The sequence below is a fragment of the Phormidium sp. CCY1219 genome (assembly GCF_035615515.1).
In the GTDB taxonomy this organism is placed as follows: domain Bacteria; phylum Cyanobacteriota; class Cyanobacteriia; order Cyanobacteriales; family Laspinemataceae; genus CCY1219.
Window position 1 is genome coordinate 1 of sequence record NZ_JAJENT010000216.1, and the last position, 11790, is coordinate 11790.

Genomic DNA, 11790 nt, shown 5'->3' on the forward strand with positions numbered 1-11790 from the left:
TAATGGGGGCAAAGGGTAAAGGCAATGCTTTTATTGTGATAGGCACAGCCTGATGTGAACACCAACAACAACCGGAGGGTGGGAGAGGTTTCTTTCTTTTGTCAATTGCTTCCCTGGAAGGGAGTGACCATTGGACATCAAAGGTTTTGCCGAGGAGGAAGTATGAGGCATAAATGCCGGTTACGGCGGAGGTTAGGTTGGGGTAAGCGTCAGTTTGAGGCTCCTCGATGTCTATTGATGAAACGCAGAGGGTGAATCCAAGTTAATGACCAATCTACTGTAGCATTTCTCAGGTTAATTTTATCCTCCGCTCAGGGCAATTTCAGGTTCTCCCGTCACTATAGAACCGAACAAGGGTCAGGGATACCCGCACAGAGATTTGGCGCGCGCCAGGAGATTGGCATGAGAAGCTTATTCAAATTGACCTTAAGTGTTACCGTGGTGGCGGTACTGTCTTTATTTGCGTTAGTAGTGAGAGCTGGGGGATGGGACAACTTCAAGTTACACTACTTTTTTCTCACCCAGCATTTCCACGATGGAAGCCAAGACTTGAAAGATATCGAAAGCCAAAATATTGCCCTACAGGAAGTTTCCCGCATAGATTTAAGCCAACTGCTGAATGGAGGACCGCCCAAAGATGGAATTCCCAGTCTCGATCGCCCCCAATTTGACACAGCAGACAGCACCCCCTTTGACGCCGACGACTGGGCGATCGCGGTGGTGATTAATGGGGAAGCGAAAGCCTATCCCCTGGGGATTATGAACTGGCATGAAATCGTCAACGATACTTTGGGCGGAGAAAATATCACCGTGTCTTACTGCCCACTGTGCGATACAATTGTCGCATTCAAACGCGGCGATACTACCTATGGGGTTTCCGGGAAATTGTATCAAAGCTGTTTGGTGATGTACGATCGCGCCGACGATACCCTATACGCACAACCCTGGGGCATGGGAATCGTCGGCCCCAAGGTCAATCGCACCTTAGCGCGCCTCCCAGCGGTGAAAACCCGATTGGGCGCGTGGTTGGAAAAACATCCCGACAGCCAAGTGCTTTCCCCCGATACGGGATACAGTCGAGACTATCAGAGATATCCTTACGGCAGTTATTATACAGACGAGACACTGGTATTTCCCGTGCGAAACCGAGAACAATTGGAGCGGCATCCGAAAGATATTGTGAGTTATATTTGGCATGCCGATGAGGGAACGCCCCCCGATCGCTTTTCCGGTGCGAGCGAACAATTCGTCCACGAGCGAATGCGCCAAATCGGCGAGCAAACCGTACAATTCAACAATCGAGAAATTCGGGCGCGCTGGGATGGGGAATTAGAGACTGTAATTGTGGAAGAACTCGACGGCACGCCGATTCCGAGTTCTACAGCATTTGCCTTCGTGTATCCCGCCTTTTTTGGGGAATAGAACCGCCGCGATCGCCACAGATAGTGAGTTTTTCTGCCCTCAAATCGAGGGAGGGCACGGGAGTACCGTGCCCTTCCAAGGCAAAAACCTCCAAGCGAGAAAGGAGATTATTGAGGAGAATAACGCCCGATGAGAGAGCCATAGGGATTGTAGACTTCTAGGGTCAGGCGAGCGTTATCTGCGATCGCTTCGAGAGCGGTTTTTAACGTATTCACATGTTCGTCTACGCCTTGGCGAATTTTCGGATCGTTTTTCTTCTGGGCCGTTGCGGTAGTTTCTTGCAGCTTGTTAAGGTAATCGGCGGTGAGCCAAACGCTGATTAAATTGTCGGTTACAGTATATTCGCAAACCGTGGGTTTTCCTTCACAAGTTTTCTTCAAATCCGCCCGCGCTTTTTGCAAGCGCACCGCTTTTTCCAGTTTAACTTTTGCCTCGTCACGGGCGGTTTTGTACTCCTTAATTAAACCCGCAACTTTGGGATAATAGAAGGTTCCCGTGGGAACTTGTTCGGCATAAGCGATCGCCTGATTCCAGCGAGCCACCGTGAGACTCCATTGATTTTCCTGGGCCCGTTTGGCAGCGAGGTCTGCTTCTAACAGGGCTTGATTGTACGCATCTTCGGCAATTTTTTCTTTCATTTTGCGATCGCGAGCCAAGGCGAGTTGGGCGCGATATTCCGGCAATAATTCCTTTGCTTCCTGATGCGCCATCGTCTCTTGCGGCAGGGCTTCGAGTTGGGCGATAACGCCTTCCCAACTGAAATAAACCTTTTCCCAACTGTCAAAAGAGCGCGCCACCCCACTGCGAGCTTTTGCCACATTTGCCGCCAAGCGAGCTTGTTGGAATTGGGCGTTAGCCGTTTTTTCCGTATCGATTCGCAGTTCGATTTCAGCCAAATTCGCGCGGTAGTTGCTTAACTTTTCTTGCGCCAAAGGGTAAACCGGCGAATCTGACTCCACCGATTCCAGAGCAGCGATCGCCTGACGCCACACCTGAGCCACCGCTTGCCAAACTTCAGCCGGGTGGGGGGGATTTTCCCCTTTTTCCACCGCATCCAGACCGGTTTGCAGGGCTAAAATCATCTCATCTAAGCCTTCAGACAAGGTGCGATTGCGTTGCAAAAGGCGCTCCCGGGTGGGAAAATGACGAGACCAGAGGGGAATTTGGGTGAGGATATCGCGAGCGGCGGTTAATTGATCCCGCGACTCCACCAGTTGTTGGATGTATTGAGCCTGATTGAGGGTATTTGCCGAAGCGATCGTCAACTCATCCGCCGTCAAAATTTCCCGACATGGGCGCAGCACGCAGGGACGAGACACCGCATAAGCGGCGATCGCTCCCCCCGCCAGGGCCAGGAAAACTCCCGCATAAACCGACTTCGGCCAAGATTTGCGCCTCGGGCGCGACGAGTGCTGGGGCGGGCGTTTTGTCGCCACCGGGCGGGGAGCCTGCTCGAAAGCCGAGTCTGGCGGTGGCATGTCGAAGGGATTGAGGGGAAAAGCGGCGATCGCCAAATCCCTAGCCTGAATTGCCTCCGCGCTCAACTCCTCTGGGGGGTGATTTCCCATCGGCGATCGCGCCGGTTTTTTGGGCAACAGCACTGGCTCATCATCCCTCGGTGACGCCACTGCCCCCAGGGGTTGAGCGCTTCTAAAAGCATGATACGCATAGGGCTGCTTTTGACCCCGCAAGCGCAGATAAAGCCGTAACTCCCCCTTCAATTGGGGGACTAAGGCGAGGATGGCTTGCTTGAGCGTCCGAAAAGTCCCTTGCACTTCCAGGTTGACCTCGGGGGAGTGTTCCCCCAACACCAATAAATTCCCGCCCTTGAGGGCACAGCGAATCCGCAACGGCAGATTCTCGGGCAGTTGAGAGTGCAAGCGCTCTTCGATCAGCTCGGCGACGGTTTGTAAATCGTTGTGGCGTACTGCTGTAGTCATAAGAGATTACCACCGATGTAGTCTTAAAATCGTGAAGCTGAAAAAATTTTAACTTCAATCGGGAGCGAACCACCGATTTGAGGGGTTCTTTCGTTCCCCTCAACATAGCCATCGGTTCTCCCGGGGGCGTCGAAGACTTCGAGAGCGGGGAAACCGGGCTGCGGCACTTCCCCTATTTTATGCCCCCCGACGCCCAGAAATTTGTTAAGGTTTTTTGCAGCTTTATTGCTGTCGAGGGCACTCAGGAGCAGCCTTTGGACAATGCCGTCCACTCCTCCATCCATTGGCAAAAGCGCTCCTAAGTAGAGGAAACTACACATTATAAACTAAATGAAGCGGTATGCTCCAACTAGACCCGACGCCGGAGATTTCCGGGGGACTCGGGAGAGCAAAATAGTTTCAACAGACGTTTTCCACACCTATGGATTTATTAGAGTACCAAGCCAAAGAGTTATTCAGGGAAATGGGGATTCCGGTTTTGCCCTCGCAACGGATCGATCATCCCAAAGACCTTAAGGGACTGAAGATTCCCTATCCGGTGGTTCTCAAGTCTCAAGTCCGGGTCGGCGGACGCGGTAGAGTCGGCGGGATCAAATTTGTGGCAAATACCATCGATGCCGTAGCAGCGGCGCAAAACATTTTTCATCTGCCGATCGCGGGGGAACATCCAGAGGTTCTGTTAGCAGAAGCCAAATACGACACCGATCGCGAACTGTATCTGGCGGTGGTACTCGATCGCGCGGCCCGTCGTCCGGTGCTGCTTGGCTCCCAACAAGGAGGCACCAGTACCGAATTGGCAATGGAACAGATGCAGCAGGTGGTGGTCAATGAGGAGTTTTCGCCGTATTATGCCCGACATTTAACCTTGAAGATGGGATGCAGCGGGCCGCTGATCGAATCGGTGAGCGATATCGTACAGAAAATGTACGCCCTGTTTGTGGAAAAAGATTTGGATCTGGTGGAAATCAATCCCCTGGGGATCTCTCCCACGGGACAAGTGATGGCGTTAGATGGCAAAGTTACGGTGAATGATGCGGCGATCGCTCGTCATCCTAGTCTGCACGAATTAACCTGGAAAATCGACAACAATGGCTCGGAGTCGGAGTTGAGCCAGACGCAAAGAGAGTTTATCTCTAAGGTGAATTTTGTCGAACTCGAGGGCAATATTGGCTTGCTGTGCAATGGGGCGGGCCTGACGATGGCAACCCTGGATTTGGTGTATGCTACAGGGGGCAAACCGGCGAATTTCGTCAATTTAGGCGGCGAATCTCGCTGGGATTTGACCCCGGATGAATTGAGCGATCGCCTAGATGCCAGTTTGGATCTGGTGGCCAAAAGTAAAAAGGTCAAAGTGGTGTTGGTGAATGTTCTCGGCGGTTTGGCCTCTTGCACTCAAGTGGCGGAAACTATCGCTAAGGTTATGGAACGACATGCCCGCGCCCAAGGCTCGACGAATCACGCGACTCCTTGTCAGTTCATTGCCCGTTTGTATGGCGAAGATCTCGCTGCAGCTCAAGAGATTTTAAAGCCGTTTGATGTGGCGATCGTCGAAAGCTTGGATGACGCGATCGCGAAAACGGTGCAACTGACCCGCAAGAAGTAAGCCCAGAAACTCTAGGGGAGTTTTTGGCCAGGGGGGGATTTTTTAGGCTTTTTCCAGACTGCTTGCGATCTCCATTCCTGGCCAGAAGCCAGACAAAAAACTCGATAACCGATAAGGATTTGAAATGCAACGATTCGAGCGCCCCAGCGTGAGGGTTTTAACTTGAGGAGGTTGAATGAATTTTACCAACGATAAGACAGTGATTGTTCAGGGGATCTCAGAAGCGATCGGCTCGATTCATGCTAGTGCAATGAAAGCCTATGGCACCAACGTAGTGGCGGGAATCGGCCCGGGTCACGGCGGAGAAACAATAGATGATATTCCGGTGTTTGATACCATCGAACAAGCACTCCCAAAGGTGGGATCGGTGGATACCAGCGTGATTGTGGTTAAGCCTTATGCGGTTCTGGATGCAGCCCTAGAAGCGATCGCCGCCGGTATCCGCCAACTGATTCTCATCACTGAGGGCATGCCTCCCCTGGATATGGTGAAGCTGATGCGAAAGGCAGAAGCTACCGATACCCTGGTGGTCGGCCCGAATACCCCCGGCATCATCGTCCCCGGAAAGCTTCTGCTCGGCACTCACAAAAGTGATTTCTATACCCCCGGTTCCGTGGGCCTCATCAGCCGCAGCGGCACCCTAACCTATGAGGTGGCTTTGAACCTCACTCAGGCCAAACTCGGCCAATCTCTGGTAGTCGGCATCGGCGGCGATGCAATTTTAGGCTCGTCTTTTGCCCAATGGCTACAAATTCTAGATGAAGACGAGACCACTGAGGCGATCGTCTTAGTCGGCGAAATTGGCGGCACTAACGAAGAAGAAGCCGCTCATTACATCTCCGAAACCATCGATAAACCCGTGGTCGCTTATGTGGCCGGTCGTCATGCCCCCAAAGGCAAGCGCCTCGGTCATGCCGGCGATATTATGGCCGCTCAACTCTCCACCGGAAAACGTCACAATGTCAGTCTCGTCGGCGCTGACCCAGATACGGCGCAAAGCAAAATTGAAGCGTTTAAAGCCGCGAAAATTCCCGTGGCTGAAAGCCCTTCCGAAATTCCCGACCTGGTGAAAAAAGCTCTCAAACCCACCAGGAAAAAGTAACACCCGACCCAGGGGAAAGGATGACAGCCCCGCACAAGCTCGACTTGGCGTTTTCTTCGGGTTTCCTTTCATCCCTTCCCCCTCTGCCTTCGGTCTGTCATTTCGCTCATTCTAACCATTCCGACTCGAGTGTTTTAATTATGGATGCCAAAACGGTCTCCTCTATTCAATATCTGGAAATCAAAGCCGCATCGCTCTTGCTTTATCAATCAGTTCTGCAAAATGACGTGGGGGAAGCTTTTGTTAAATTAATCCAAGCTATCTATCAAAGTTCTGCCGGCGGTGCCGGTGGTATAGTGGGACTGACTTGCTTAAAAGCGTATGGCCAATGGTTTAAAACCATTGCCGCGCAAAAAATGAGCTGGCAAGATTATTTAATCGCCCAAATCCTGCGCGATGAAAACCCTTTTACCCAACAAGCGCAGCAGCGTTCTCTAGACAAGATAACCCCCGCCCTCGTTGCCGCTGCCAAACACGATTTAGATGCCCTTCAAACCCTTTACCATTGCACCAGCAACCAACTCAGTGAATGGGTACAACAAGCATCCGGTTTGCCCATGCCTCCGGTGGTTTGGCATGAACAGAACCGGGTAAAGTATGAAAAAGGGGCAATTGAAGAATTGCCCCACAATTCGGAGGTACGAATCATCGCATCTCTAAAACAACAAAAAAAATGGGCCGATACCCTTCAGGAGTTAGTCCCCTTTTACCAAAAACAAGGTACGGGGCAATTGGCTGAGTATCGCGCCTTTACTTGGCAATCAGGGCAATTAAGAAGCATCCCACACCCCGATCCGATTCGGTTGACGGATCTCGTCGGCGATGAGTTCCAGCGTCACTCCTTGGTGCAAAATACGGAATTTTTGCTGGCTGGTTTGCCCGCATTGCACGTATTGCTTTACGGCAGTCGCGGCACCGGCAAATCTTCGTTGGTTAAGGCACTGTTGAATGAATACAGCGATCGCGGTTTGCGCTTGATAGAAGTTCCCAAATCACAGCTCAAACATTTACCCATTATCACCGAAAAACTGCGCCGCGCTCCCCATAAATTTATCATTTTTGTCGATGACCTTTCCTTTGAAGAAGATGACGATTCCTTTAAAGCCCTGAAAGTGGTTTTAGAAGGCACTTTAACCGCCCGTCCGCCCAATGTGGTGGTCTATGCTACTTCCAATCGCCGCCATTTAGTGCGCGAGTTTTTTGCCGATCGCCCGCGCCCCAGTGCCGGCGATGAAATCCACGGCTGGGATACGGTTCAGGAAAAGCTCTCCTTTAGCGATCGCTTCGGTTTGACCTTAACCTTTGAACCCCCCTCTCAAGAAAAATACCTCAACATTGTCCGCACTTTGGCTGCCCAATTTCAACTCGATATGCCTCCAGATACCTTAACCGCCAAAGCCCTCCAATGGGCCACCCGTCATAACGGCAGATCCGGACGCAGCGCTCGTCAATTTATTGACTTCATGCGCGCCGAACAATCCCTGCAAAAGACGCAATCGGACTAATCTGGCACGCGCCCTTTCCCAGCTTATTTTAGTTTACCCCATAAAAAACACTTGATGCGGATTTCCCTCATCCACCGGGGAAGATAAAATAGAATGATTTAATAGATTTAGGTTGATGCAAAAAACATTTATTACCTCTGTTGTAGCGATTGGAGTTATTTTAGGCTCTTGCGGATTTTATAACGCTTCATCAGCACCCACCTTCAACACCACCGAATCCACTCAACCCCCCGTGTACGGCTACCGCGTGGTCAATGCTTATCCTCACGACCCTTTGGCATTCACTCAAGGGTTAATTTACCATGAGGGATTTCTCTATGAAGGCACCGGTTTGCGGGGTCGCTCCTCTCTGCGCCGCGTGGAACTCGAAACGGGAAAAGTGGTGCAAATGAAACGGTTAAATGCGCGCTACTTCGGCGAGGGAATTACCATTTGGAATGATAATATTATTCAACTAACTTGGACGTCTCGTGTGGGATTTGTGTACGATCGCGAAACTTTTGCCCCACAGGAGGAATTTACTTATCCTACAGAAGGATGGGGACTGACTCACGATGGCGAACAGTTGATTATGAGTGATGGAACCGATGTTCTGCGCTTTCTCGACCCGGAAACTTTCACCGAAATTCGTCGGGTTCAAGTGCGCGATCGCAATCGTCCTATCCCCCGACTCAACGAACTCGAATACATCAATGGAGAAATTTTTGCCAATATTTGGCAAACCAATTTTATCGCCCGCATTTCTCCCGAAACCGGTCAAGTCGTCGGCTGGATCGATTTAACCGACTTGCTGGATACCAAGGCGATATCCCAACCCGTGGACGTGCTCAACGGAATTGCCTATGATTCTAAAGGCGATCGGCTTTTCGTCACCGGCAAACTCTGGCCCCAACTGTTTGAAATCGAACTGATTCCCAAATCTTAAATCGAGCCATGAAACATTGAGAATAGAGAAATATTACCTCGTTCCCAGCATGTGCTGGGAACGCCTTTTTCGATGCAGAAAATCGCGAGTACACCCGCAAATTCAACCCTTCAAAACTCAACAATTTTTCCCTTAAAAAGCCTTACATATCTTCATCATTAAACACGGGTTTTAACTTTTCAATTAAGCCTTTTTCCCAAAGCTGCAACGTCTCCGGCGACACCATCCCCGGTAACACGCTAAAGGTGCGAACCAGAATTTCAATTCCTAAAGCGTGCATTTTCGTAAATAACGGCAATTGTCGGCTGGTTTTCCATCGCTGACTGATGCTGGTATTAGAAATGCCGATATAAACTAAATTTTCCGCCCATTTTCCTTTGGAATCGTAGACAATAAAATAAACGAAAAACAAACCGGGAAAATCGGGCAAAGATACGATTTCCTCGTTCAGCAATTCCTTAAATTCCACAAACTGCAAATGATACGCCGCCCAATCATAAATCTGTTGCGGCGTCAGTTGCTCAAATGGATTGACACCAGAAACCGGAACCAGAGAGGTTTTTTCATTCACCGTTCGGGACATATCGCTGGATTTAGTCATTTTCTTTGGTAATGGGTTGGGCGAGGGCTCCACTGAGGAAAACTCCGCGCGATCGCGCTGACTCCATTCGCGCAACACCCTCCCTAGACTTCTCCTTTATTTTACCCGACCGCGACCACAAAAAAGTCCCCCAACCCACCCCTTTTTTACATATATCAGGTCCTAAACGCCTTCCCCTCACATGCTGGACAACCCTCCTCGAGGTTTCGCCTCCTCCTCAACTCAACTTAAGCATTGCCTTATCTCAAAAACTCCAAATCCTCCCCTACCCCAATTCTCATAAAATATAAAAGCTTAATTGAAAGAAGAGAATATTCCCCATTATTGCCCCAGATTCTTCATCCCTTCCGGACATTCAATATTGCCATTTTGCACGATGGGTTCCGCCGATAAAGCCGCTAAAACCGCATCTGCAGACGGCGATTCGCACAACACAGATACAGGAAGCATTTCTTCTGGTTTAGTTGCATCGGGATTGACTTCGGAATTCGGCAATGCTACCACAATTCCCAGGTAATTTTGCCTTGGTGGTTTCTTAAGGTTTGTCGGGTACCACTCTAACAGCTTCTCCGTTATCTCATCAGGAGGAGGTTGACGATAAATGCCATAATTTAAAACCGCAGTATGGCTCATTTTAATTCCATACCGATGAAAGGGTTTGCTGTTTTTGGTAAAGCTAATCTGTAGCGCTTCCACGGAATTAGCAAAGCGTTGATATTTGGAAAAATAAACTTTCTGTGCAGTGTTGATTTTTTTTACAGTTTTTTGGCAAGCTAGACTCATTGAAATTAAGCGGCTTTTTTCAAGTTCCACAAAAATTCGATACATAATCAACCCTTGCAAAGGTATCATTACTGCTAATAACAGTAAGACTTTATAAAACCCGATCGCCCATTTCTTTTTCCCCTTCTCTTCACTCATCATTATTCCATCCTCCTAACCTTGCTTTACTCTACAATATTCCCAATTTTGCCACCTTTTCCTACCGGGACACTCAAGGGAGTTTGTACAGTGTCACCCGCTTCCTCCCCAGGGGTTTTTTTTCTCAAATCCATCGAGTACCTTTTCCATCAGGGGTCGCAACTTGGCCACTTGTTCCGTGCGAATCACCACATCCCAAAATGGTTCAAACTTTTTCCACGCCCCAGAATAGAGTAAATGACGCATTTTTTGCGACCAACTTTCTTTGGTGGATGCAGCAGCAAAAATCGATCGCCAGCGATAAAATTCTCGATAGGCCCGCCAGTATCCTGCTTCTAATTCCCCTGCAGTCATTTTGGCGGGGCGATACACCACATGGCGGGTATCGTATAAATTCCAATTTGTGCTGGTAAGGCGGTTTTCTTCTGCCATTCGGCGATAGAGTTGCGTACCGGGATAAGGGGTTAAAATGTGAAAAGTAGCAGTTTCAATGCCTTGGTTAACTGCCCATTCCACAGTGCGATCGCATACCGTGGAATTATCCTCATCCATACCAAATACAAAACTGGCATTAATCATCACCCCGCACTCGTGCAATCGGCGAATCGCCTGGTTATAATCGCGATTCAGGTTATGATATTTGTGCTGGCGTTTCAGGTTTTTGGCGTTTAGGGTTTCAAACCCCACAAATAAACTTCTCAGTCCGCTGTCTGCGGCTTTTTCTAACAGTCCCGGTTGCAATATGGCTTCCACGGTACCGGCAGCTTGCCAAACCCGTCCCATGCCTTTCATTCCGTCAAATAATGCCCGGGCAAAAGGCAAATTGCCAAACAGATGATCGTCGAGAAAAAATAAATGCCGTCCCGGTAATTCTTCGATTTCGGCTAAAGCGCGATCGACCGTTTGGGTGTAGAAGGATTTGCCCCCTTTGAAGAAGGATTCTTTGTAACAAAAATCGCAATGGTGGGGACATCCGCGAGAGACCACAATCGAGTTCGGAACTAAGTACAACTGGCGCTGAATCAAGTCCCGGCGAATTTTCGGGAGGTGGTGCAAAGTTCGATCGCGCGAAATGTAAATTTTCCCCGGATGTCCCGCCCGCCAATCTGCTAAAAATTGCGGCCAAGTATCTTCCCCCGGACCGAGAAAAATGGTGTCTGCATGAGCGATCGCCTCCGTGGGTAATGCAGTCACCTGCACTCCCCCCAGGGCCACATAAACCCCTCGTTGGCGATAGCGATCGGCAATTTCATAGGCGCGATAGGCTGAAGTGATGTAGGTCTGAATCACCACTAAATCCGGTTCGTCATCTAACTCCAGTTTCTCCACATGCTCGTCTTGGATGCAAATGTCATCATCCTCGTCAAAAAATGCCGCCAATGTCGCTAACCCCAACGGCGGAAACAAAGAATATTTAATCGATCGCCAATGAGGACTAATCGCTTCCGTGAGGGCCGGCAAAATCATTTTAACTTTCATCAAGTCACTCCCGGGAATAGAAGACAGAACCAGATTCCGATACTTAAAGGGTAAGCGATCGGACTTCATCCCCCGGGAAATTTACCGAAAAAATTAACATTTGCCCCCCAATCCCGGCGGGGATGTTCATCTCCGGGCGGCTGTTGCTAGAACGATTAACCCGGAGAAATTAATCCCAGGCGGGGGTTGCTGAAACTATTATCCTCACTACCCTCCAGTGTTCTTTATACCATTGTTCTTGAAAAACAAAACAGTTGAAATCCCCCCTTAGTCCCCCCTTTCTAAGGGGGGA

Annotated in this window: 10 protein-coding genes; 5 read left to right on the plus strand and 5 right to left on the minus strand. The window is 49.7% G+C overall.

The window, feature by feature from the left end:
* Positions 1 to 402: 402 nt before the first annotated feature.
* Positions 403 to 1422 carry a DUF3179 domain-containing protein gene (locus LKK83_RS01845; protein ID WP_324629064.1) on the plus strand — a complete coding sequence of 340 codons (1020 nt, stop codon included), beginning with the start codon at positions 403 to 405 and terminating at the stop codon, positions 1420 to 1422.
* A 107-nt stretch (positions 1423 to 1529) separates the two neighbouring features.
* Here the strand turns inward: LKK83_RS01845 and LKK83_RS01850 are convergent, their stop codons facing one another.
* Together LKK83_RS01850 and LKK83_RS01855 are read right to left on the minus strand one after the other, a co-directional pair.
* Positions 1530 to 3362: a hypothetical protein gene (locus tag LKK83_RS01850; protein ID WP_324629065.1), complete on the minus strand. Its 1833-nt coding sequence runs from the start codon at positions 3360 to 3362 to the stop codon at positions 1530 to 1532.
* Positions 3363 to 3385: 23 nt separating this feature from the next.
* Positions 3386 to 3646, minus strand: a complete 261-nt coding sequence (locus LKK83_RS01855) for a hypothetical protein (protein ID WP_324629066.1) — start codon at positions 3644 to 3646, stop codon at positions 3386 to 3388.
* A gap of 137 nt (positions 3647 to 3783) precedes the next feature.
* Here LKK83_RS01855 and LKK83_RS01860 point away from each other — a divergent pair, with 137 nt between their 5' ends.
* The 4 genes from LKK83_RS01860 to LKK83_RS01875 all read left to right on the plus strand — a co-directional run bounded on the left by LKK83_RS01860 (position 3784) and on the right by LKK83_RS01875 (position 8497).
* A complete protein-coding gene (locus LKK83_RS01860) occupies positions 3784 to 4965 on the plus strand; it encodes an ATP-grasp domain-containing protein (RefSeq protein ID WP_324629067.1) in 1182 nt (393 codons plus the stop codon).
* 175 nt (positions 4966 to 5140) lie between these two features.
* On the plus strand, positions 5141 to 6067 hold the full coding sequence (locus tag LKK83_RS01865; RefSeq protein WP_324629068.1) for a succinate--CoA ligase subunit alpha: 927 nt from the start codon (positions 5141 to 5143) through the stop codon (positions 6065 to 6067).
* Between the two features lie 140 nt (positions 6068 to 6207).
* Positions 6208 to 7572, plus strand: coding sequence for an ATP-binding protein (locus LKK83_RS01870; RefSeq protein ID WP_324629070.1), 1365 nt, complete (start codon positions 6208 to 6210; stop codon positions 7570 to 7572).
* A gap of 115 nt (positions 7573 to 7687) precedes the next feature.
* Positions 7688 to 8497: a glutaminyl-peptide cyclotransferase gene (locus LKK83_RS01875; protein ID WP_324629072.1), complete on the plus strand. Its 810-nt coding sequence runs from the start codon at positions 7688 to 7690 to the stop codon at positions 8495 to 8497.
* Between the two features lie 142 nt (positions 8498 to 8639).
* Here the strand turns inward: LKK83_RS01875 and LKK83_RS01880 are convergent, their stop codons facing one another.
* The 3 genes from LKK83_RS01880 to LKK83_RS01890 all read right to left on the minus strand — a co-directional run bounded on the left by LKK83_RS01880 (position 8640) and on the right by LKK83_RS01890 (position 11567).
* Positions 8640 to 9098 carry a hypothetical protein gene (locus tag LKK83_RS01880; protein WP_324629073.1) on the minus strand — a complete coding sequence of 153 codons (459 nt, stop codon included), beginning with the start codon at positions 9096 to 9098 and terminating at the stop codon, positions 8640 to 8642.
* Positions 9099 to 9419: 321 nt separating this feature from the next.
* Positions 9420 to 10022, minus strand: a complete 603-nt coding sequence (locus LKK83_RS01885; RefSeq protein WP_324629075.1) for a type IV pilin-like G/H family protein — start codon at positions 10020 to 10022, stop codon at positions 9420 to 9422.
* Positions 10023 to 10112: 90 nt separating this feature from the next.
* Positions 10113 to 11567: a B12-binding domain-containing radical SAM protein gene (locus LKK83_RS01890; protein WP_324629076.1), complete on the minus strand. Its 1455-nt coding sequence runs from the start codon at positions 11565 to 11567 to the stop codon at positions 10113 to 10115.
* Positions 11568 to 11790: the final 223 nt, after the last annotated feature.